A 21416-nucleotide genomic window follows, 5' to 3' on the forward strand; every position below is an offset into this window, starting at 1 on the left:
AGGTTGGCAAATGATGGTGATAACGTCATTCTCAATAGCGTAAACGCTCATATTCGCAGGAGGACCACTGCAATGTCGCCCCGCTCTCTTCCCTACCCGGTTTTCGACATCGACAACCACATGTACGAGACCAAGGAGGCGTTGACAAAGTTCCTGCCGAAGGAACACAAGGGCAAGGTGGGCTACGTCGAGGTCAACGGCAGGCCCAAACTTGTCGTCAAGGACCACATCAGCCACATGATCCCAAACCCCACGTTCGAACGGGTGGCCCGACCGGGCAGCGCCGAGGACTACTTCCTCGGCAACAACCCCGAAGGGCTGAACTTCCGCGAGTTCGTGGGTGAGGCAATGGATGTCATCCCGGCCTACCAATATCCTGCGCCCCGGGTCGAGCTGATGGACGAATTGGGCATCGACCGCTGCGTCATGTATCCCACCCTGGCCAGTCTGATCGAGGAACGCACCACCGACGACGTGATCCTGACCCACGCTGTCATGCACGCGCTGAACGAGTGGATGCACGAGCACTGGACCTTCGACTACGAGGGCCGGATCTTCGCCACCCCGGTGATCACGTTGCCGTTGGTGGACAAGGCCATCGAGGAACTGCACTGGTGCCTCGAGCGCAACATGAAGACCTTCCTGGTCCGTCCCGCGCCGGTGCCCAGTCGGTTCGGCGGCTCACGGTCGATGGGACTGCCCGAATTCGATCCTTTCTGGCAAGAAGTGGTCAACGCGGGCATTCCCGTCACCATGCACGCCTCCGACAGCGGGTACCAGAAGCACCTGATGGAATGGGAAGGCGGAGACGAATATTTGTCGTTCAAACCCAGCGCGCTGCGCGAGGTGGTGATGGGTCATCGCGCCATCGAAGACACCCTGGCCGCGATGATCTGCCACGGCGCGCTGTCCCGATTCCCCGATCTGAAGATCCTCTGCGTCGAGAACGGCAGCGGGTGGGTGAAAAACCTTCTTGGCCAACTGAATACGGCGTACCGGATCATGCCCAAAGAATTCGACGAACACCCCGTCGAGGTGTTCAAACGTAACATCTACATTCATCCCTTCCTCGAAGACGACATCCAGGGAATCATCGACGTTATGGGCGTCGATCATGTGCTGTTCGGCTCGGACTTCCCGCACCCGGAGGGCATCGGTGATCCATTGAGCTTCGTTGACCGCCTCGAGGGAGTGTCCGAGGAGGACAAGGCCAAGATCATGGGCGGCAATGCCATGGGCCTGCTCGGCATTCATGTGCCGGCATGACGGAAACGCGTAGCGCTCCGGTCACTTACGACGGCGTTGCGGGGTTCGAGGCACACGTCGGTGAGCACCTCGGATTCAGCGATTGGCGGCGTGTCACTCAGAAGGAGATCGACCTATTCGCCGACGCCACCGGCGATTACCAGTGGATTCACGTCGATCCGGTAAGGGCAGCGAAAGGGCCGTACGGCACGACCATCGCACACGGTTACCTGACCTTGTCGCTGGTGCCCGTCCTGGTGCAGCAGATCTACAAAGTCACCGGCTTGTCGATGCAAGTCAACTACGGCGTGGACAAACTGCGGTTCCCCTCGCCGGTTCCGGTCGATTCACGCATCCGCGCCGGTGCCGAACTGCTCAAAGTCGAACGGTCAAGTAGCGGGGCACGCGCCACGGTCCGGGTCACCGTCGAGATCGAAGGTGCCAGCCGGCCGGCGTGTGTGGTCGACACGATCGCCTTGATGGTCGACTGACCGGCTTCAAAACCTGATCAGCCGTTCAGCAATCGCTGCCCGATGACCTGTCGTTCGGCCAGTTCGGACAGCTGTGCCTCGGTGACACCGATACCGGTGAGCACCTCGGCGTTGTGCTGGCCGAGGGTGGGAGGAACCATGCGATGCTGCCGAGAAGGACCGGGAGTTATCCGAAATGGCCAGCCGGGGTAGCGGTGGTGACCGGTGAGCGGATGAGTCATCTCCTCGTAGAACCCGCGGGCGTCGAGCTGCGGCACGTCGTACATGCGGTCGGGTGTGAGTATGCGCTCCGCGGGAATGCCACGCGCTGAGAGCACCTCGGCGACATCGTCAGCAGTGCGCGTGCGCGTCCAGTCGGACACCAGGCGATCGAACTCGTCGTGATGGGCCAGGCGCGTCTCGCCCGAACAGAAACGCGGATCATGTTGCAGTTCCGGCCGCTCCATCGCATCCGCGAGCGCCGTCCAGTCCGAATCGTCGCGCACCGAAAGCGCCACCCACTCGTCCTCGCCGCGGCACGGGTAGACGCCCTGGACGAATTCGCGGTGCCGATTGCCCTCCCGCCCGCGGATAGCGCCGGTCATGGAGTACTCGATCACCGGCTCGGCCGTGACCGCGGCACCCACCTCGATTTGCGCGACCTCGATGAGCTGTCCCTCACCGGTGCGTTCACGGTGACTCAGTGCGGCAAGCAACGCAACACTGGCATGCACTCCGGCGAGTGGGTCAGCCGGACCCTGCAGGTTGCACGGCGGACCGTCCGGATAGCCGGTGGCAGCGGACATGCCGGAAAGCTGCTCGATATTCAGAGCCCAGCCAACGTAATTGCGCCACGGTCCGGCCAGCCCGAAGCCGGGCATGCGCACCATGATGATCTTGGGGTTGACCTTGACAAGGGAGTCGTAGTCGAGTCCGAACTGCTCGACCACGCGCGGTGAAAAGTTCTCCACCACGACGTCGGCTTCCGCGGCGAGGCGCACGGCCAGCTCGCGGCCCTCGACAGTGTTGAGGTCCAGGGTCACGTCGCGCTTGTTGAGGTTGGTCCCCTGCCACAAGGGTCCCCGCTCGTACCAGTCGTCGCCTTCCCGCAGAAGCGCACCGGAATAGCGATGGCCGTCGGGCCGCTGAATCGACTCGACTTTGACGACATCTGCGCCGAAAGCGCCGAAGTAGCAGGTGAGGTAAGCGCCGGCCCAGAAGGTGCTTAGGTCAAGGATCTTCAGGCCTGCGAAGGGCAGGGCGGGGTCGGCGGCGCTCGGCACCGCATCACCGCGATTCGCCGCCCGATCGGTTGTGGGGGACGAGGCTCCCAGTCGTGCCGCCGAAACGGGTGCGAGCGCCGGTGTCTTGGACAGCCGGAACGGCGCGCCGGGACGGATGAATCTTTCGCCGCCAGCCTGCGATTCGATGAAAAATCCTCGCTCGGCATACTGCGGACAGTTCAGGATCGAAGCACCGTCGGTGACCGGTGCGGCCGGGATTCGCATGGCCTGAGCGAGCTCGACAATCTCGTCGACGCTCAACTGATCGAGCCACGGCTGTGCCTTTGCGAAGAATTCGTCGCGCTCAGGGCCACCGAGCATGATTGCGAGCTGATGTTCACCGAATTCGGGAAGCCCGACCATGGCGCATACATCGAGCCAGTGTTGACCCGTCAGGCAGTTGATGCCGATCCAGCCGTCGGCCGCGCGGACAATGCCCAACATCGGCCCTGCCTTCGAATTTGTCGGCAGACCTTTGCTTTTCAGCCGCTGCGCCATCAGCATCGGATACGGCAACGCGCACAACAGGGACTCGAACGCCGAAACATCCACCTCGACCGGCCGATCAGGTACGGCTGCCTTGACCCGCAACGCCGTGAGGCCACCCAGCGCTGCGTACGCGGCGGTGGTGTACTCGGGGATGCGCGCGCCGGCCTGCACCGGGGGGCGGCCCGGCTCCCGCTCATTTACCCACCCCGACGCCGCCTGCATGGTCAGCGGGGTCGTCTGCCGGTCGCGCAGCGGACCGTCCTGACCGAAGGCTGAGATCCGCACGACGACCAGGCGTGGATTGAGCTGGGTCAGGCTGTGCCGGTCGAGCCCCCATTCCGAACGATCAAGCACGCCGGGCCCGAGGTTCTCCACCAGCATGTCGGCGTGCGCGATCAGCTTGTGCACCCTGGCGACATCGCTCGGGCATGCCAAATCCACTGTGATGCCATGCTTTCCAGCGTTGAGATACTCGAACAGTCCGCCCGAGTCCAGGTTGGGTTTCCCGCTCCGAAATGGCCCCCAGCGTCGTAGTGGATCGCCTGGCGGCACTTCGATCTTGTGCACCTCGGCACCCAGATCAACCAAGAGCTTCGTGCAGTACGGAGCGGTGATTTCACTGCCGAGCTCGACCACCCGCAACCCCACAAGGGCCCCCGTCACGCCGGGATGCCAATCGCCTTGGGCTCCATGTACGCCCGCAGACCTAACATGCCGCCTTCACGTCCGATTCCGCTCTGTTTGAATCCTCCAAACGGCGCATCTCCGGGCAGCGAGCCGTTGACGGATACCTGGCCGGTGCGGATGCGGCGCGCGACTTCGGTCCCCCGGTCGACGTCGTTGCACCAGACCGCGCCTCCCAGGCCATAAGGCGAGTTGTTGGCGATCGCGACGGCTTCATGTTCGTCGTGATAACGCAAGACCGTCAGCACTGGTCCGAACACCTCTTCCTGGGCGATGTGCGCGTCGGCAGCGACGTTCGTCAGGATCGTCGGCCCGAAAAAGAACCCGGTGGGTAGGTCCGGTGGACGCCGACCGCCGGTCACCACGGTGGCGCCGTCTTGCGCCGCCCGCGAGACCATGGCTTCGACGCGTTCGAGATGCGGTTCACTGATCAGCGGCCCCATCTGCACGGCCGGATCGATTGTGTTGCCCACCACCACTTTGCGGGCCTGTTCGGCAAGGCGATCGACGACCTCGTCGTGAAGCGCGTCGGGCACTACCAGGCGGCTATTGAGGATGCATGCCTGTCCGGCATGCATCGTGCAGCCCTCGAACAGCAGCCGGTCGAGCAGTTCGTCGGTCACCGTGACGTCGTCGAGCAGAAGGGCGGCCGACTTGCCACCGCACTCGAGCAGGACCCGCTTCATCGTCGACGCCGCGCCGGCCATCACTTCACGGCCAACAGCCGAGCTTCCGGTGAAGCTCACCATGTCCACCCGCGGATCTGTGGTCAGCAACTTGCTGGCTTCCACGCCGGCCGGAGTCACCACATTGACGACGCCCGGCGGAATGTCGGTGTGCTCGTCGATCAGTCGGGCCATCGCCAGCCCGGCCAGCGGCGCCAGGGGTGAGGGCTTGAGTACGACGGTGTTGCCCGCCGCGAGTGCACTGCCGAGCTTCATAGCGTTGAGCGTGTGCGGGAAGTTCCACGGGGTGAGAACCGACACCACACCTAACGGCTCGTAGCGCAGCACCGTGGTTCCGGTCGCTCCCCAGGCGTCAATCGTTGTCTCCGCCGGCTCCGCGGCAAGCTCGGCCGCGCGGCCGACCATCACCGCAGGGCCTTCGACATGGAACATGCGCTCGGTTGCCGAACACCCCCATTCCAGCTGGGCAAGCGCATAGAACTCTTCGACGTGTTCGAGCAACGCCGTGCTGAGCTGTGTCAGGCACCTGGCTCGCTCTTCGGGATTCGCCGTGGCCCAAGGACCTTCGTCGAACGCACGACGCGCCGCGGCGATCGCGCTACTGACTTGCTCAACGCTGGCATCTGGCGCCGTGGCCAGCACATCGGTGGTCGCCGGGTTGATGTCGTCGTACCGCCCGCTGTCCGGCTCCATCCACTGGCCATCGATGTAGTGACCATAGTTGTCGAGCAATGCCTCTGGCTGCGTCATCCGATCTCCACTTCAAAGATCCTCCCAGCCGATCCGACACAATGTGTACACCTGTCGTACTGCGGGCGTCAAATGGCGATGATCTGGGGACACAGCTGCCCGTTGACACCGGTGATTTCATAAGATAGACACTGAAGCGATCCGACAGATTTACCAGAAATGCTCGATCGCGTTTAGTGAAAAGGTGGGTTTGCATTGCTTACGGCCGTTCCACTGCATTCGCCGGATTTCTACGCCGGCGACCCCTACCCCGCCTACCGAGAGCTTCGGGCCACGTCGCCGGTGTGCTGGAACGACGTCACCAATTTCTGGGCGTTGCTGAAGTACGAGGACATCCGCTACGTGTCGAGCACACCAGGGAAGTTCTCGTCCACCCAAGGGATCACCATCCCTGATCCGAGTCAGCCCGAACCTGTCCAAGAGGGCAATCTGATCTTCACCGACCCGCCGCGGCACCGGCAGCTGCGCAAACTGATCAATTCCGGGTTCACCCGCCGTCAGGTGGCGCTGCTGGAACCCAAGGTGCGCGAAATCGTGAAGGGCATCGTAGAGAGCACTGACCCGTCGACGCCGCACGACTTCGCCGAGGAGATCGCCGCTCCCCTGCCGACCCGGATGATCGCCGAACTACTGGGCGCCCCACCAGAGGACTGGGAGCAGTTCCGGCGGTGGTCGGACGCAGCCGTGGGCACCGCCGATCCCGGCATCGAGCTCGACAGTGTCACCGCGCTGGCCGAACTGTACGAATACTTCCAGCGCCTTATCGCGGTCCGCCGCTCGGGTGAGGTGTCCGACACCGAGGATCTGCTGGCCATCCTTGCCGCTGCCGAGGTCGACGGCGAACGGCTCAGCGACGAAGACTTGTTGAACTTTTCGTTCCTGTTACTGGTAGCCGGCAACGAAACCACCCGCAATCTCATCGCGCTGGGCACGCTGGCGCTCATCGACCACCCCGAACAATTCGCCAAACTGCGTGCAGAACCGCGTCTCATCCCGATCGCCGTCGAAGAGATGCTGCGCTACACCAGCCCGGTGACACACATGGCCCGGACCGCCATGACCGACGTCGAGATTCGCGGCCAGCTCATCAAACAAGGCGACAAAGTCGTGATGTTGTACGGATCGGCCAACCGCGACGAAGACGTGTTCGGGCCCACCGCAGAGGAGTTCGACATCACGCGGAACCCCAATCCGCACATCGCATTCGGATGCGGCGAACATGCCTGCCTCGGTGCGCAGCTCGCACGGCTGGAGGCGCGGGTCATGTTCGAAGTCCTCCTCGGCGCCTACCCGACCATCGAGCTGAGCGGTGACGTGACCCGGCTGCGCGCCACGATGGTTCCCGGCGTCAAGCGGATGCCGGTACGACTGGGAGTAGCCAACTAGTGGATTTCGACTACACCCCCGAGCAGGAGGCGTTGCGCAAAGAGTTCCGTCAACGGCTCGAGGCCGTGATGACACCCGAACGGCGCGCAGCGATCTCGGGACAGATGGAAGGCGGCAAAGCGGTTGCCGAGTGCCGGCGCGCGCTCGGCGAAGCCGGGCTACTCGGTGTGGCCTGGCCCGTCGAGTACGGCGGCAGGGGCCTGGGTGCGCTGGAGCAATACATCTTCGCCGAGGAAGCCAGGAGAGTAGACGCTCCGCTGCCGATGATCACCCTCAACACCGTCGGTCCGACCCTGATGCAGTTCGGCACCGAAGACCAGAAGAACCAATTCCTGCCCGCAATCCTCAAGGGCACCGTCGAATTCGCCATCGGCTACTCGGAACCCGGCGCCGGCAGCGACCTCGCCTCCCTGCGCACCACCGCGGTGCGCGACGGCGACGAGTACGTCATCAACGGCGCCAAGCTGTTCACCAGCGGCGCTGAGTTCGCGGACTACATCTGGCTGGCGGCACGCACCGACCCAAACGCCAAGAAACACAAGGGCATAACACTGTTCATCGTCCCCACGGACTCCCCGGGCTTCTCGTGGAAGCCATTGCACACAATGCCCGGTGTCTCGACCTATTACACCTTTTACGACGACGTCCGCGTGCCCGCCAGCGCCGTCGTCTTGGGCGAGAACCAAGGCTGGAAGCTGATCACCAACCAGCTCAACCTGGAGCGGGCCGCCTTGGGCAACCTCGGTGCGCTGGAACCGCTGTTCGCGCAGACGATGAAGTGGGCCAAGACCACACCGCAAGACGACGGATTCGTCATCGACCAGCCCTGGGTTCAGCAGTCACTGGCCCGGGTCGAGGCACAGGTCGCCGCATACAAGCTACTCAACCTACGGGTGAACGCGACCATGAGCAGTGGCGCTCTCGGCATGGGCGAAGCCTCCGCAGCCAAGGTCTTCGGCACCGAACTGACCCAGCAGGTGGCCCGGGAACTACTCGAGGTGCTCGGAGCGGACGGCACCCGCGCCGGACACGACGCACCGCTGCGCGGCAACCTCGAGCATGCGTACCGACTGGCGGTGATCAACACCTTCGGCGGCGGCGCCAACGAACTCCAGCGAGACATCATCGCCATGGCGGGCCTCGGCCTCCCGAGGGCACCTCGCGACCTACGAGCCAACACATAACGCGGAAAGGTTTCACGTGCCCGACGACGCGAAAGACGCATTACGCCAACGTCTCGACGACCTCATCGGCAAGCCGGTTGGCTCCGGCCAGCCCATGAAGGCTCCGGATCCGGTCAACCCGGCCATGATCCGGCATTGGGCGTATGCACTCAACGACATGAACCCCGCCTACCTCGACCCGGAATGGGCAGCGCAGTCGCGCTACGGCGGAATCGTTTCACCGCCGGTGATGCTGCAAAGCTGGACCATGGCGCCGCCGAAGCTCGAGGGAATTCACGAACGCGGCGGTGTACCCGTTGAAATCAAGCAAAACCCGCTGCAGTTCCTCGCGGACGCCGGCTACACCGGGACGGTCGCGACCAATTCGGAGTTCGAGATCGAGCGCTACCCCCGGGTCGGCGACGAGATCACCGCCGAGACCGTGTTCGAGACGATCTCCGACGAGAAGAAGACGGCCATGGGCTACGGGTTCTTCGTCACGTGGATCACTACTTACCGCGATCAACGCGGCGACGTCATCGGACGCCAACGATTCCGCACCCTGCGATTCAAGACGGGGAACTGATGCCGAATCGACTGGCACCGACGATCACTCGGGACACCGAATTCTTCTACGACGGGTTGCGCGCGCACAAGCTGCTCATCCAGCGCTGCAGCGAGTGCAAGACATTGCGTATGCCACCGCGACCTATGTGTGGCAATTGCCAGTCACTGAACTGGGAGGCCGTCGAATCATCCGGCCGCGGCGCGGTTTACAGCTATGTGATGCCGCAATATCCCCCACTGCCGTTCTTCGACTACCCCTACATCGTCGTGCTCGTGGAACTCGACGAAGGCGTACGGATCGTATCGAACCTGCGCGACATCGATCCAAGCGACGTCAAGGTCGGGATGCCCGTCGAAGTGTTCTACGAATCGTTCAACGACGACGAGTTGGTCCTGCACCAGTTCCGGCCCGCCTCCTGATCGAGGAAATCCTCTGATGGACTTTTCATTCAGCGAAGAACAAGAGACCGTACGCAAAGTCGCCCGCCAGTTGTTCGAGGCTCGCGCGACCCCCGAGTGTCTCACCGAGTTGGAGACCGGCGAAACACGCTACGACCCTGCGCTGTGGCGCGAGCTGGCGAGCTCCGATCTGCTCGGAATCGCGTTGCCTGAGGCGGTCGGTGGAAGCGGCGGCAGCTTTCTGGAGCTGGGAGTGCTGCTCGCGGAGGTCGGCTGGAGTGTCGCTCCCGTTCCGGTGTACGCCACGCTGCTGCTTGGTGCTGACACGGTTGCGCGCCACGGTAATTCGACTATTCGAGAAAAGTATCTGCCCGGCGTGGTGGACGGCAGCCGGCTCCTGACAGCGGCACTCGCGGAGGCTGGGCGTTCGGACCCGTTGACTCCGGGCACCAGGGCACGCCGCGACGGCGCCAGCTGGCGGCTGGAGGGCACCAAAGAGCTGGTCCCGGCCGCGCAACTGGCCGACGCGATTGTCGTGGCCGCAAGCACCGACGACGGTCCAGCGCTGTTCCTGCTCGACAAGGGCACCGACGGGGTCGACGTAGTGCCGGCCCGCACCACTGACGGTGAGCCGTTTGCCGACGTCGTCCTGCACGGGGCGCTGGTACCTGAGGCGAACCGCCTCGCTGAAGGTGTTGATCCCGTCGGGTCGCTGTATGTCCGCGCGCTTGTCGGCTTGTCCGCCATGCAGATTGGGGTCGCCGAACGGGCGTTGCGAATCGCGGCCACCTACACAAGCCAACGTGAGCAATTCGGCAGGCCAATCGGGTCGTTTCAGGCCGTACAGCAGCGGATGGCCGACGCGTTCATCGACGTCGAAGCGATCCGCTGGACCACGTGGCATGCCGCGTGGCTCGTCGCTCGGGGCCGGCCAGCTGCGCGTGAGGCGGCCATCGCCAAGTTTTGGGCCGCCGAGGCCGGAGCGCGGGTCACCGCTACCGCCCAGCAGGTCCACGGCGGCATCGGCATCGACGTGACTTATCCGCTGTGGCGGTACTTCTTGTGGGCCAAGCAGATCGAACTCGGCCTCGGATCCGCTTCCCAGCAGCTCGCGCGCCTCGGCAGCACATACCCGGAAGGAAACCCATGACCTCAACCATCGGCCGCACCGACACGCTGGCCTGGAACACCGTCAACGTCGGCGACGAAGTCGCCCCGATGGACGTTCCCGTGACCACCACGCTGATCGTTGCCGGAGCCATCGCCTCCCGCGACTACATGCCCGTACACCACGACCGTGACTTCGCCAATTCGCAAGGGTCCAAAGACATCTTCCTGAACATCCTCACCACCAACGGTCTGTGCGTGAAGTTTCTGAACGACTGGGCCGGGCCCGAAGCGATGATCAAGAAGCTGTCGATCCGGCTGGGTGTGCCCGCCTACCCCAACGACCCGCTGCACTTCACCGGCAACGTCACCGCCAAGTCGATTGGCAAGCGCGAGGGACTCGTCGAGGTGACGTTCAAAGGCGTCAACAGCCTCGGTGAGCATGTCTCCGGCGCCGCGGAACTGAGCCTGCTCAACGGAATTGGCGCATGAGCGGCGGACTCGGCGGCAAGGCTGCCATCGCCGGGATCGGCCAGACCGAGTTCTCGAAGGAATCCGGCCGCAGCGAGATGCAACTGGCCTGCGAAGCGGTCAAAGCGGCGCTCGACGACGCAGGCCTGCAGCCTGCCGACGTGGACGGCATGGTGACCTTCACCGTCGACCAGAACGAGGAGATCGAGGTCGCCCGCAACGTCGGGATCAAAGACCTCACCTTCTTCACCCGTGTCCCGCACGGTGGCGGCGCTGCGGCCGGCACTGTCATGCAGGCCGCCATGGCCATCGCGACTGGTGTCGCGGACGTCGTGGTCTGCTATCGCGCGTTCAACGAACGGTCCGGTTTTCGTTTCGGCGGTGCCGGCCGCCAGATGACCGCTCCCCCGCCGTGGTTGGCGCCCTACGCGCCGTTCGGCTTGATGACACCGGCAGGTTGGGTGGCCCTGCACGCGCAGCGGTACATGTCGACCTACGGGGTCACCAACGAGGACTTCGGGAAAATCTCGGTGATCGACCGTATCCATGCCGCCAAGAACCCGGACGCCTGGTTCTACGAACGTCCGATCACCCTCGAGGACCACCAGAAGTCTCGGTGGATCATCGAACCGGTCCTGCGGCTGCTGGACTGCTGCCAGGAAAGCGACGGCGGGGTGGCGATCGTCGTGACCAGCGTTGCGCGGGCGCGTGACCTTGCCAAGCCAGCGGCGGTCGTCACTGCGGCGGCTCAGGGCGCGGCCTACGACGGCGAGGTCATGACCAGCTACTACCGCGACGACATCACCGGACTGCCGGAGATGGGTGTCGTCGGCGACAAGCTATGGCGCGACTCAGGTTTGGGGCCCGCCGACATCCAGACGGCGTTCCTGTACGACCATTTCACGCCGTTCGTGTTCACCCAGCTCGAGGAGCTCGGCTTCTGCGGTCGCGGCGAGGCCAAAGACTTCGTGTCGATCGAGCGCATGTCGCTGGGTGGGTCGCTGCCGATCAACACCAACGGCGGGCTGCTCGGCGAGGCCTACATTCACGGCATGAACGGCATTACCGAGGCCGTGCGGCAAATACGCGGAACTTCGCACAACCAGGTCGACAATGTCGAGCATGTACTCGTCACATCGGGCACCGGTGTGCCCACCAGTGGCCTTATCCTCGCCCCGGCTTCCTAGGCCTGGCGTCGTCGCGCGGACGTTATGGTCTGTGGGGTGGGTAGGTCAGGGCAGGCGATGACACAGCAAACCGAGCTTGAGACGCGCGACGCGATCGTCTCTGCGGCGTTCGCCTGTTTCCGGACCCGGGGCCTGAGCAAGACGACCATCGTCGACATCGCGCGCCAAGCGGGAGTCTCACGCAGCACCGTCTACGAATACTTTCCTGACAAGGGTGCGGTTGTCGAAGCCTGCGCGGAAGCAGCCTCGCAGCGCTTTTATCGGAACATGGCCAAGGTGGTCAACCGGGGCGAGACCCTCGAAGACAAGTTGGTCCGCGCGGCGGTGTTCGTTGTTCAGGCGCGCAGAGTGGTCGAGCCGGAGAAGTATTTCGACCAGGAGGAGGTTGACCTCCTGCTGACCAAGAATTCCGCGGTGCTGCTGCAGGAATGCGGCGACTTCATCGCGCCGTTCCTGGTTGCCGCGAAACTCACCGGCGAAGTTCGCAAGGACCTCGACGTGGCCGCAGCCGCCGAGTGGTTCGCGCGAATTCTGTTCTCCCTCTTCACGACACCGTCACCTCGCATCGACATGCACGACGATTCCGCTGTCGCAGAATTTGTGCGCCCCTTCGCGGTCCGGGGCTTCATTGACGACCGCGCTGCGCGGACGCGACGGGCCGCCGCAGGGTAGCGAGGGATCTCAGTCGCTCGCGGGTAGCGGCTTGGCTTCCTTGAGCGTCAACGGGATTTCACCGACGCTGAGCGTGCCGGCCCCTGCCTTGGTAACCAGCAGTTCGCCGCCCGAGTCATCGGTGTAGCGCTTGCCCATCACCGTGCCGCCGGAAAATGCCGGGTCAGGGCTACCGAGCGGCGACCCGTCGGAGTCCACGGGCACCATTGCCGCACCGCCGCACCGCAGCTCGTCGAAGGCAGTAGTGGCCTTGACCACGATCACCTGTGTATCGCAAACCTGGCTGCGCAGCCGCGAGCCCGTTTTGATCATGTTGATCCCCTCATCGTTGGACGCCCTTATGCGGCAATCCGCTCGCACGCCCGCGCGGATATGTGTATTCTCAAAAACAAAATTACGTATTATCGCCATAATCTCACATTGGCTTTCGGGGGACCAGTCCGGATCGCAGGAGGACACCGGCGATGCGGAACAGAAGGGCTGACCAATGGTAGGAAATCGATGACACCGGCAACCCGCGACGACCGCACCCGGCTCGTGGGAGGCCCGCACACTGAGGAGAGTCGCGCAACCCCCTATCGGCTGGCGGTCTTGGGGGCTAACGAACCGGACGTAGTCTGGGCAGCGGGCGGACTGCTCTATGACGGGTCTGTCAGGGGCTGGAATATCACGGTGTACTTGGCCGAGTGTCGCGATGACCGGCCCTTGCGGATCCTCGGAGTCAACTCCGAACTGCTCGACGGCTTCTCCAGCGAAGCACAGCGGCCGGACGCAATCATCGCTTCGTCAGGCTTGTTCGGTGAAAATAACGTTGTACGCGCATATTTCGAGGACACGTCGCGACCCAACCGCGCGGACGTCGCTGTCTGGGGCGGCGAACGGCCGCTGAATCCTCGTCGCGGCGCCCAACAGCTCGAACATCGGCTCAGCGCAGCCGCTCGCGCGTTCAAAGTGCAGGCGATGATCGCCGCCAGGCTGGACCCGGAATCAGTTGATCCAATCGAGGTATTCCGCGGCGACGAGCAAAGCTTCCTGGCCGCGCAACTGTTATAGCCGTCAGATGCGCTCAGCGTCTGGCACGAACGGGTACGTTAGACCACCCTGACACGTTTGACATCTCAACCCGACGCAAACCGTCCCTGTCGACCTCATACTCAGGGATGAGGTCAAGCAACGCGTCGAACGCGATTCGGCTTTCCATTCGCGCGAGCGCGGCGCCGAGGCAGCTGTGGATGCCGTAGCCGAAGGCGAGGTTGAATCCCATTTTGCGTTCGCGGTCGATGTCAAGCCGGTCGGGGTCGGGGAACATGCGCTCGTCGCGGGTCGCCGAACCGGTCACCAAGAGAACGGCGCTGCCCTCGGGAATTGTCGTGTCATGCAAGACCACGTCGCGGGTTGTGACGCGCACCTGATATTGCGACGGGGCCTCATACCTGAGTAGTTCCTCGACTGCAGCCGGGATCTTGCTGCGATCCGCGCGCAGCTTCTCCCACTCGGAGGGGAAGTCGGCGAAGGCGACCATCGCGTTGCCGATCAACTTCGTGACGGTTTCCGCGCCAGCACCGCCGAGCATGGTTGCGAAGCCGGTGATGTCGACATCGCTGAGTTTCTCGACCTGGCCGTCACGTTCGATTTCGGTTGCGATCAGCCGACTTATCATGTCGTCGGCGGGCTTGGCTCGTCGCTGTTGAACGAGGTCGTAGTAGTACATCCCGGTGGCGACTGAGGCTTGGTAACCCTCATCTGTGACGTGGATCTGTCCAGGCTTGCGCTCCAACAGCAAGTCGAGCCAAAGCCGGATTTGCTGCCTATCCTCCGGTGGCACTCCGAGCATGGTCGTGATGATCTCGACGGGGAAGAGAGCCGAGAAGTCGGCCACAGCGTCAAACGACGAGGGGTCCACCCCCGCAAGAGCACTGTGGATTTTCTCCCGCACCATGTCTTCGAGGTTGGCGATGGCACGCGGAGTGAAGACGTTGCTCACCAGTTTGCGCATCCTCTGGTGCTCCGGGGGATCCATCGAGATGATCACCTTGGGCACCGGAATGGACTGGTCGGGAGCCTTGACCATGTCGAGAGTCGCGCCCTTGGCTGAGGAGTAGGTCTCGTGATCTCTGGAGGCTTCCGCAACGTCGTGGTAGCGGGACAGGGCATAGAAGTCCCACTTTTCGCTGTAATAGACCGGCATTTCGTCGCGCATCCGCCGGTAGGTGTCGAACGCCCCGTTGAAGAACTCCTCGGAGAAAGGGTCGAATTCCACCGTGCTGTCCGACTCGGCGCGGCGCGTCGCAGTCATAGTACGGCTCCACTTTCCTTGTAGTGCATGATTGTGTCCCAGTCCATTCCGGCTTCCATCAACACTTCTTCAGTGTGTTGACCGTGTTCGGGGGCGCCGGGTGACACGACCGGTCGTTCGTCGAACTGGACCGGATTCGTGGGCATCGCATACGGGACACCGCTCATCGTCGTCGTATGAGCGAGGTAGCCGTTCGCGGTGACCGCCGGGTCATCACAGACCTCAGCCGGTGTCTGCACCACACCCCATGCGCCCGATACGCTTGCCAGGATCTCGCGCCACTCGGCCAGTGTGCGTTGCGCGAAAGCCTTGTCCATCAAGGCGATCAGTGCTGTGCGATTCTCGAATCGGGATGCTGGATCGGCGAATCGCGGGTCGTCGACGACTTCGGCGAGACCGATCGCGTTCATCGTCTCGGCAAAGAACTTGTCGAGCTGCAGCATCATCAGGGTGACGTAACGATCATCCTTCGTGCGGTAGTTGCCGACCAGGGGGTTGGGCGCGTCGGCGTGGCCATACTTGGGGATGGCTCCGCCCCCGTGGATTTGGCTCACAGAGAGGTCGGGACCGAGGTTCCACGCGGCCAGTCCAAGCAACGACACATCCACCAGCGAGCCGTGCCCAGTGGTGGCCCGTTTATAGAGCGCCGCCGCGATGCCGCCGGCAATGGCCATTCCGCCGAGCAGGTCCCCGAACGCCGGCCGCGACCGCACCAACTCGTCGCCGTCCTCGGTCAGCACCGCGGCAATCCCGCCGCGCGACCAGTAAGAGACGCCGTCATAGCCCGGTTTGTCCGCATCGGGCCCTTTTGGACCGTGCCCCGAGCCGCGCACGTACACGATATTCGGGTTCACCGCCCGGATGTCGTCGACATCGATGCCGAGACGTTTGCGTCGGCTCGGGAGGTAGTTGGTGAGGAAGACGTCGCAGCTCTTTGACAATTCGCGGATGACCTCTCGGCCGCCTTCGCTGCGCAAGTCGATGCCTATCGACTTCTTTCCGCGGTTGGGGATCTCGATCATGTAGTTGACCGAGCCGCCACCCTCGTCCACGATGCCCATGGTCACCAGGCCACGTTGCGGGTCCCCACCGTCGATCGGTTCGACCTTGATGACCTCTGCGCCCCATTCGGCGAGGACCGCGCCGGCCGACGGCACGAATGTCCATGCCGCGACCTCGAGCACGCGGACACCGCTCAGAACTCCGTCACTGCTGATTTGAGGCCTCCATCAATGCGTGCGTCATCGCCTCTGAAGCATGCGGCCAGCGGCGATAATGCTGATTTGCATATCCGAGAATTGCAGTTTTGGCGCGGTTTGTAAACCGGTCCGGCCGCTTAGGCTGGCGGCTGTCGGTACGTCATCGTCGTCGTCGCCGCCGCCCGTTGGCCCACCCGAGATCGAGAACGTTTATTCTCTAATATCTACACAGGCATTATCCTGTTCTGGTGCGGCTACTGTTACAACACGAAGATCGCTGATCACATGCCATTCCCGGCGATCACACCCACCGTCCCAACCCTCCTGCGTTGGGCTGCAGCACGGTTCGCCGATAGGACCTATCTCATTGTCGACGGTCAGAGGCTCACTTACGCCGAGTTGGAGCGTCGGTCGGCCCGATTGGCTCGAGCGCTATTGGCCGAGGGGATCGGCAAAGGTGACCACGTGGGAATCCTGATGCCCAACAGCGCCGACTGGGCGATCGCCTGGTTCGCCACGACTCGCATCGGGGCAGTTGCGGTGCCGCTCAACACGTTCTACAAAGCCAACGAGTTGTCATGGACCATTCGGCACGCCGACCTACAGGCCATCTTGGCGTGGCCGGCCTTCCGCAGCCACGACTTCCTCGGCCGGCTGGAAGAGGCGCTTCCCGGGCTCGCCCAACAATGCTCACCCGGACAGATCGTCGTCAAGGCGGCACCCTATCTGCGCACGATCGCCGTCTGGGGATCCAGTGATCGCGCGTGGGCCACTCCAGTCGTCGACGATTCGACCGCCGCAGCCGCCGACAGTCGACAGATCGACACCGGATACCTGCTCGCCGTCGAATCCTGTGTCACCCCTGCTGACAACGTCACCATCATCTACACGTCGGGCAGTACCGGCGAACCCAAAGCACCGGTGCATACCCAGGGCACGCTGATCCGCCACACCTACAACCTCACTCACGTCTACGTGGTCACCAGCGACGACGTGCTGTTTAGTTCCATGCCGTTTTTCTGGGTCGGTGGTCTGATCACAGCGCTACACGCGGTAATTCACCACGGCGCCACCCTTGTAAGCCAGCCCGCATTCGACGCCGCTGAGGCACTACGGCTCATCGAGCAGCATCGCGCCACTATCGCCCTAGGTTGGCCACAGCAAGGAAAGAGCCTGGCCGAACACCCCGACTACCGGTCGCGCGACCTCACCTCAATTCGACGGACAAGCATGCCTGCAATGGTTCCTCCAGAGCGACGCCCCGTCGGAGCGGACTCGCTTGGGATGACCGAACTTTGCGGAAACCACCTCGGTGCTGACCCTTATATCGAACAGCCGCCCGCGCGACGGAACACCGTTGGCCCGTCGATCGACGGACTGACCCACCACATCGTCGATCCCGACACCGGCGAACAGGTCCCGCCGGGGACCGTCGGCGAGATTTGGGTGCGGGGCTATTCGTTGATGCAACGGCTGTACAAGCGCGAGCGTGAAGATGTCTTCACACCGGACGGCTTCTACCGCACTGGGGACTGCGGTTCGCAGGACGCCGACGGCTGGGTGACGTTCACCGGCCGCCTTGGCGACATGATCAAGACGGCCGGCGGAACGAACGTGACACCGGCCGAGGTGGAGTCGGCACTGACCGCCTGTGATGGCATTCTCGAGGCATACGTGGTGGGTGCCTCGGACGGCGACAACGGCACTGTGGTCGCGGCGGCCGTTGTGCCCAAGGCCGGCTGCAACATCGACGCTGACGCGCTGCGTGCCCAGCTACGCCTCGGTCTCTCGGCCTACAAGGTGCCAAAGCACATCTGGGTGGCGCCCAAAGCCGAACTTCCCTTTACCGATACCGGAAAGGTCAAGAAAGCCGCGCTCGTCGAGCTGCTCGAGCAGCGCATGCGCCGCAGCCCGCGGGACACGTAACCAGTTATGTGACAGGTGTGACTGGCGAGCTGATTGTCGTCATCTGGCACCCCACTGGTAGCCGTCGCCGGTGTAGCTTCGGCAGTTAACGGCACCCAAGGTAAAGGCACGTCATGCAAGGTCAATTGATGGTCCTGGCCCAGCTGGCCCCTGGTCAGCGGGCAACCATCGTGGGGATGATGCCGCAGGCAAACTCGGCGGTGGCCGGCCGGTTATGGCAGCTGGGTTTTCGGCCGACCACCCAGGTGGATGTGGTCCGTCGCGCGCCGCTGGGTGATCCGACGATCTACCGGGTGCAGGACACCGAGCTCTGTATTCGCCGCCGAGAGGCGCGCCTGATCCAAGTCCTCGCGGAAGCAGACCGATGACGTCGTGCCACACCGACGGAGGCAGTGCCGTTGCAGTAGCCGGTCAGCGGCGCATCGCCCTGGTGGGCAGCCCTAATGCCGGCAAGACCAGCGTCTTCAACCACCTGACCGGGTTGCACGCCAAAACCGGTAACTATCCGGGTGTCACCGTCGGCCGCAGCGTCGGCAGCACGACGGTCGACGGCGTGGCGGTCGTCATCGAAGACCTGCCCGGTACTTACAGTCTGGAACCGATCAGCCCCGACGAGCAGGTCGTGGTCGACCTGCTCACCGGTGAGCTCAGCGACGGCGACAGGCCCGACGCGATCGTGCTGGTCGCCGACGCGACCACGCTGCATCGCTCGATACCCCTGGTGGCTCAAGTGCTGCGCCTGGATCTGCCCTGCCTGTTGGCCCTGACCATGAGCGACGAACTCAGCGCGCGCGGCGGCCGTATCGACGCCGAGGCGTTGTCGCTCGCGCTGGGCATCCCGGTGGCAATGGTCGTCGGACATCAGGGTCGCGGCCTCGACGAGCTGCGGGCCCGGCTGGGATCGATCGAGGTGTGGGAACGCCCGCCGATTTTCCCGCCGGCAGACCGCGACGGAATCGCGGCCTGGGGCAAGTCGGTGCTCAGCGCTGCCGATTACGTTGTGCCGCAACCGGATCGGCGGACAAGTAGGATCGACCGGTTGGTGCTGCATCCGCTGTGGGGCACCGTGATCTTCTTCGCGGTGATGTTCGCCTTCTTTCAGGTCGTGTTCACCGTCGCTGCGCCGCTTCGGGATTGGATCGCTCAAGGGCTGACCTGGCTGGGCAGCGAGGTCAGCAACCACATCGGCAACTCGGCCGTCAGCGGTCTGCTCGGTCGCGGTCTCATCGGCGGGGTCGGCACCGTCCTGCAGTTCATCCCGCAGATTGTGTTGCTGTTCTTGCTGATCGCGCTGCTGGAGAACATCGGCTACATGTCCCGGGCCGCGTTCTTGATGGACCGCGTGATGGCCACCACCGGGCTCGAGGGCCGCGCCTTCGTCGCGATGCTGTCGTCGTTCGCCTGCGCGATCCCGGGGATCATGGCGACCCGGACGTTGCCGTCGTCGCGCGACCGGATCGCCACCATCCTGACCGCGCCGCTGATGACCTGTTCGGCCCGGCTGCCGGTGTACACCTTGTTGGTCGGTCTTCTGGTTGCGCCGCAAACGCATTGGTGGGGCCTGAGCGCGCAGGGCATCACGATGTTCTTGCTGTACCTTGGCGGCGGCACCTCGGCGCTGATCGCCGCAGGATTGTTCAAATCGACGATCCTGCGCAGCGACCTGGTGCCGTTCACCATGGAACTTCCGCCGTACCGGTTCCCTTCTCCCAAGGTGGTTCTGGTCGCGATCTGGAGTGCCACCAAGATGTTCCTGCGCAAGGCCGGCACCATCATCCTGGCCGTTTCGCTGGTGCTATGGGCGTTGCTCAACTTGCCGACACGCGGCGCGGAGACCGCGAACATGTCCCCGAGCGACGCAGGAGCGTACGTGATGGACCACAGCTACGCCGCCGACGTCGGCAAGGCGATCGAGCCGATATTCCGGCCGCTCGGTTTCGACTGGCGCATCGACGTGGCGTTGGTGGGTTCGCTGTCGGCGCGTGAGGTGTTCGTGTCCACGCTGGGCGAGATTTCGGCCGCGACACAGCCCGAGAAACCGGCCGAAGCGCTGGTCGCCATGACCGACGATCACGGCCACAAGGTGTTCACCGCGCCGACGGTGATCGCGCTGCTTGCGTATTTCATGTTTGCGTTGCAGTGCATGTCCACGATCGCGGTGATGCGACGCGAGACCAACTCGTGGCGGTGGCCGGCGCTGGCGTTCAGCTACATGTTCGTGCTGGCGTGGGCGATGGCGTTTGCCGCCCGGTCCGTTGCGATAGGGCTCGGCGCATGATTCCGATGCACGCCACCGCCACTGCTGACCCCCGTCAGCTGCGTTGGGTGGTGCCACCCGGCAACCTGCCCCCTGCGGGCACGGTTCGTCACGCTCCGGGTCCGCTCGGCGCGCTGCTCAACGGCGGAGTCATCGACGAGCTGGTGGTGCGCGGCGCCGACGTGCTGATCACGCTGAGTGCCGGACACAGCTGGCGGGACTTAGGTGATCAGATGCGCGACGCGCTCGGCGAGGCACTTCTGGACCCGACAGGCTGGCAGGTCGAGTCGTCGGATGACCGCGCCGAGTTGGCCGAGGTCGCGGCGGAACTACTGGCCGGGCCGATCGGCGCGTTGGCCGAATCACACGGCGGCTCAATCGAATTGGTCTCGGTGATCGACAACCATGTCACGATCCGGATGTCCGGTTCCTGCGACGGATGTCCGGCTGCCGCCTCGACGCTGTACGAAAAGTTCCAGCATGAACTGCGCCGGCGGGCCGGCGAGCATGTCACCGTCTCCCGCGAAAGCAACTCGTTGCCGTTGGGCCGCAAGCTGCTGTCTCTGCTGGTCCGCTGAGCGTAGACAGCCGCTACTGCTGCTCCTGCTTGACCGGCGGGCGGTAGAAGATCAGCAGCTGGCCAATCCCACCGACAAGGCCCAGCACCACCGAGATCAGCAAACCGTGCCAGCCGTAGAACGAGCGCCCGAAGAACAGCCAATCGAGGCTGTACTCACCAGGCCCCACGGTGGCCACCGCGACCGCGCCGACGGCCAGCACCATCACGTACTCCCAGCCCTCGTTGATGATGAAGAACCCGTGCGGCCGGTGTACGGTCCACGCGGCGACGAACATCAGCGCGACGAAGCCGGCGGCCGGGATCGGCGTGAGCAGGCCGGCGGCCAGGCCCAGACCAGCGCTCACCTCGGTGGTTGCCGCGACCACGGCCTGGAACGTGCCGGCCTTCATGCCGATGCTGGAGAACCAGCGTGCAGTCCCGGGGATACGGCCGCCGCCGAAGAACTTGTTGTAGCCGTGGGCGGCGAGCGTCAGGCCCAGCGCCACCCGCAAGATCAGTAAACCGACATCATAGGCAGTCATAGACGCAAACCTAGATCATCGGGTAGGCAGAAGTATCCTCCCACCCGCCAACAACCACCTAAGGAGCCTCACATCAAG

21 protein-coding genes are annotated in these 21416 nt (G+C 63.8%); 15 read left to right on the forward strand and 6 right to left on the reverse strand.

Going from position 1 to position 21416, the window contains the following annotated elements; translation table 11 throughout:
- The first annotated feature begins 72 nt into the window (after positions 1 to 72).
- Positions 73 to 1266 (forward strand): amidohydrolase family protein, encoded by a 1194-nt coding sequence (locus MFM001_RS04745; protein WP_045380836.1) that lies wholly within the window; start codon positions 73 to 75, stop codon positions 1264 to 1266.
- Complete coding sequence (locus MFM001_RS04750) at positions 1263 to 1736, forward strand: MaoC family dehydratase (RefSeq protein WP_116374088.1); 474 nt, start codon at positions 1263 to 1265, stop codon at positions 1734 to 1736. Before MFM001_RS04745 ends, MFM001_RS04750 begins: the two co-directional genes overlap by 4 nt.
- A 17-nt stretch (positions 1737 to 1753) precedes the next feature.
- Here the strand turns inward: MFM001_RS04750 and MFM001_RS04755 are convergent, their stop codons facing one another.
- The gene (locus MFM001_RS04755) at positions 1754 to 4150 is read right to left on the reverse strand and encodes a CaiB/BaiF CoA-transferase family protein (RefSeq protein ID WP_116374091.1); all 2397 of its coding nucleotides are present in this window, start codon (positions 4148 to 4150) and stop codon (positions 1754 to 1756) included.
- Positions 4147 to 5607: an aldehyde dehydrogenase family protein gene (locus tag MFM001_RS04760; protein WP_116374093.1), complete on the reverse strand. Its 1461-nt coding sequence runs from the start codon at positions 5605 to 5607 to the stop codon at positions 4147 to 4149. The genes MFM001_RS04755 and MFM001_RS04760 overlap by 4 nt, the downstream gene beginning before the upstream one ends.
- A gap of 213 nt (positions 5608 to 5820) precedes the next feature.
- Here MFM001_RS04760 and MFM001_RS04765 point away from each other — a divergent pair, with 213 nt between their 5' ends.
- Genes MFM001_RS04765 through MFM001_RS04800 form a run of 8 tightly spaced genes read left to right on the forward strand, consistent with a single transcriptional unit; the run spans position 5821 to position 12559 of the window.
- Entirely contained in the window at positions 5821 to 6993 is a 1173-nt protein-coding gene (locus MFM001_RS04765) for a cytochrome P450 (protein ID WP_116374381.1), read from the forward strand.
- Positions 6993 to 8177: an acyl-CoA dehydrogenase family protein gene (locus tag MFM001_RS04770; protein ID WP_116374095.1), complete on the forward strand. Its 1185-nt coding sequence runs from the start codon at positions 6993 to 6995 to the stop codon at positions 8175 to 8177. Before MFM001_RS04765 ends, MFM001_RS04770 begins: the two co-directional genes overlap by 1 nt.
- Before the next feature lie 16 nt (positions 8178 to 8193).
- Positions 8194 to 8742 (forward strand): MaoC family dehydratase N-terminal domain-containing protein, encoded by a 549-nt coding sequence (locus tag MFM001_RS04775; protein ID WP_116374097.1) that lies wholly within the window; start codon positions 8194 to 8196, stop codon positions 8740 to 8742.
- A complete protein-coding gene (locus tag MFM001_RS04780) occupies positions 8742 to 9143 on the forward strand; it encodes a Zn-ribbon domain-containing OB-fold protein (RefSeq protein WP_045380815.1) in 402 nt (133 codons plus the stop codon). Before MFM001_RS04775 ends, MFM001_RS04780 begins: the two co-directional genes overlap by 1 nt.
- Before the next feature lie 16 nt (positions 9144 to 9159).
- The gene (locus tag MFM001_RS04785) at positions 9160 to 10272 is read left to right on the forward strand and encodes an acyl-CoA dehydrogenase family protein (RefSeq protein ID WP_116374099.1); all 1113 of its coding nucleotides are present in this window, start codon (positions 9160 to 9162) and stop codon (positions 10270 to 10272) included.
- Positions 10269 to 10721: a MaoC family dehydratase gene (locus MFM001_RS04790; RefSeq protein ID WP_116374101.1), complete on the forward strand. Its 453-nt coding sequence runs from the start codon at positions 10269 to 10271 to the stop codon at positions 10719 to 10721. The genes MFM001_RS04785 and MFM001_RS04790 overlap by 4 nt, the downstream gene beginning before the upstream one ends.
- Positions 10718 to 11887 carry a lipid-transfer protein gene (locus MFM001_RS04795; protein WP_116374103.1) on the forward strand — a complete coding sequence of 390 codons (1170 nt, stop codon included), beginning with the start codon at positions 10718 to 10720 and terminating at the stop codon, positions 11885 to 11887. The genes MFM001_RS04790 and MFM001_RS04795 overlap by 4 nt, the downstream gene beginning before the upstream one ends.
- A 57-nt stretch (positions 11888 to 11944) precedes the next feature.
- Entirely contained in the window at positions 11945 to 12559 is a 615-nt protein-coding gene (locus MFM001_RS04800) for a TetR/AcrR family transcriptional regulator (protein WP_116374105.1), read from the forward strand.
- A gap of 9 nt (positions 12560 to 12568) precedes the next feature.
- Here MFM001_RS04800 and MFM001_RS04805 read toward each other — a convergent pair whose 3' ends face one another.
- Positions 12569 to 12871, reverse strand: coding sequence for a hypothetical protein (locus tag MFM001_RS04805; RefSeq protein WP_116374107.1), 303 nt, complete (start codon positions 12869 to 12871; stop codon positions 12569 to 12571).
- A 189-nt stretch (positions 12872 to 13060) separates the two neighbouring features.
- Between MFM001_RS04805 and MFM001_RS04810 the strand changes: the two genes are divergently transcribed.
- Positions 13061 to 13612, forward strand: coding sequence for a hypothetical protein (locus MFM001_RS04810; RefSeq protein WP_142760671.1), 552 nt, complete (start codon positions 13061 to 13063; stop codon positions 13610 to 13612).
- A gap of 13 nt (positions 13613 to 13625) precedes the next feature.
- On the opposite strand, the gene MFM001_RS04815 is transcribed toward MFM001_RS04810, so the two are convergent.
- Positions 13626 to 14855 carry a cytochrome P450 gene (locus MFM001_RS04815; RefSeq protein WP_116374111.1) on the reverse strand — a complete coding sequence of 410 codons (1230 nt, stop codon included), beginning with the start codon at positions 14853 to 14855 and terminating at the stop codon, positions 13626 to 13628.
- Positions 14852 to 16072 carry a CaiB/BaiF CoA-transferase family protein gene (locus tag MFM001_RS04820; RefSeq protein WP_116374113.1) on the reverse strand — a complete coding sequence of 407 codons (1221 nt, stop codon included), beginning with the start codon at positions 16070 to 16072 and terminating at the stop codon, positions 14852 to 14854. Before MFM001_RS04820 ends, MFM001_RS04815 begins: the two co-directional genes overlap by 4 nt.
- A 267-nt stretch (positions 16073 to 16339) precedes the next feature.
- Between MFM001_RS04820 and MFM001_RS04825 the strand changes: the two genes are divergently transcribed.
- From MFM001_RS04825 to MFM001_RS04840, 4 genes are all read left to right on the forward strand, one after another.
- The gene (locus MFM001_RS04825) at positions 16340 to 17980 is read left to right on the forward strand and encodes a class I adenylate-forming enzyme family protein (RefSeq protein ID WP_116374115.1); all 1641 of its coding nucleotides are present in this window, start codon (positions 16340 to 16342) and stop codon (positions 17978 to 17980) included.
- A 113-nt stretch (positions 17981 to 18093) separates the two neighbouring features.
- Positions 18094 to 18348 carry a FeoA family protein gene (locus MFM001_RS04830; protein WP_045380771.1) on the forward strand — a complete coding sequence of 85 codons (255 nt, stop codon included), beginning with the start codon at positions 18094 to 18096 and terminating at the stop codon, positions 18346 to 18348.
- Positions 18345 to 20258: a ferrous iron transporter B gene (locus MFM001_RS04835; RefSeq protein WP_116374117.1), complete on the forward strand. Its 1914-nt coding sequence runs from the start codon at positions 18345 to 18347 to the stop codon at positions 20256 to 20258. Before MFM001_RS04830 ends, MFM001_RS04835 begins: the two co-directional genes overlap by 4 nt.
- The gene (locus MFM001_RS04840; RefSeq protein WP_116374119.1) at positions 20255 to 20815 is read left to right on the forward strand and encodes a NifU family protein; all 561 of its coding nucleotides are present in this window, start codon (positions 20255 to 20257) and stop codon (positions 20813 to 20815) included. Before MFM001_RS04835 ends, MFM001_RS04840 begins: the two co-directional genes overlap by 4 nt.
- Positions 20816 to 20828: 13 nt before the next feature.
- On the opposite strand, the gene MFM001_RS04845 is transcribed toward MFM001_RS04840, so the two are convergent.
- Positions 20829 to 21338 carry a DoxX family protein gene (locus MFM001_RS04845; RefSeq protein ID WP_116374121.1) on the reverse strand — a complete coding sequence of 170 codons (510 nt, stop codon included), beginning with the start codon at positions 21336 to 21338 and terminating at the stop codon, positions 20829 to 20831.
- Between the last annotated feature and the right edge of the window lie 78 nt (positions 21339 to 21416).

This window comes from Mycobacterium sp. MFM001, assembly GCF_003402475.1.
Classification (GTDB): Bacteria; Actinomycetota; Actinomycetes; order Mycobacteriales; family Mycobacteriaceae; genus Mycobacterium.

Bases quoted from the DNA above. Each gene is read 5' to 3' on its own strand.
- MFM001_RS04840 (WP_116374119.1), top strand. From the start codon at position 20,255: ATGATTCCGATGCACGCCACCGCCACTGCTGACCCCCGTCAGCTGCGT.
- MFM001_RS04825 (WP_116374115.1), top strand. From the start codon at position 16,340: ATGCCATTCCCGGCGATCACACCCACCGTCCCAACCCTCCTGCGTTGG.
- MFM001_RS04750 (WP_116374088.1), top strand. From the start codon at position 1,263: ATGACGGAAACGCGTAGCGCTCCGGTCACTTACGACGGCGTTGCGGGG.
- MFM001_RS04745 (WP_045380836.1), top strand. From the start codon at position 73: ATGTCGCCCCGCTCTCTTCCCTACCCGGTTTTCGACATCGACAACCAC.
- MFM001_RS04800 (WP_116374105.1), top strand. From the start codon at position 11,945: ATGACACAGCAAACCGAGCTTGAGACGCGCGACGCGATCGTCTCTGCG.
- MFM001_RS04785 (WP_116374099.1), top strand. From the start codon at position 9,160: ATGGACTTTTCATTCAGCGAAGAACAAGAGACCGTACGCAAAGTCGCC.
- MFM001_RS04805 (WP_116374107.1), bottom strand. From the start codon at position 12,871: ATGATCAAAACGGGCTCGCGGCTGCGCAGCCAGGTTTGCGATACACAG.
- MFM001_RS04790 (WP_116374101.1), top strand. From the start codon at position 10,269: ATGACCTCAACCATCGGCCGCACCGACACGCTGGCCTGGAACACCGTC.
- MFM001_RS04835 (WP_116374117.1), top strand. From the start codon at position 18,345: ATGACGTCGTGCCACACCGACGGAGGCAGTGCCGTTGCAGTAGCCGGT.
- MFM001_RS04760 (WP_116374093.1), bottom strand. From the start codon at position 5,607: ATGACGCAGCCAGAGGCATTGCTCGACAACTATGGTCACTACATCGAT.
- MFM001_RS04845 (WP_116374121.1), bottom strand. From the start codon at position 21,338: ATGACTGCCTATGATGTCGGTTTACTGATCTTGCGGGTGGCGCTGGGC.
- MFM001_RS04810 (WP_142760671.1), top strand. From the start codon at position 13,061: ATGACACCGGCAACCCGCGACGACCGCACCCGGCTCGTGGGAGGCCCG.
- MFM001_RS04815 (WP_116374111.1), bottom strand. From the start codon at position 14,855: ATGACTGCGACGCGCCGCGCCGAGTCGGACAGCACGGTGGAATTCGAC.
- MFM001_RS04830 (WP_045380771.1), top strand. From the start codon at position 18,094: ATGCAAGGTCAATTGATGGTCCTGGCCCAGCTGGCCCCTGGTCAGCGG.
- MFM001_RS04795 (WP_116374103.1), top strand. From the start codon at position 10,718: ATGAGCGGCGGACTCGGCGGCAAGGCTGCCATCGCCGGGATCGGCCAG.
- MFM001_RS04780 (WP_045380815.1), top strand. From the start codon at position 8,742: ATGCCGAATCGACTGGCACCGACGATCACTCGGGACACCGAATTCTTC.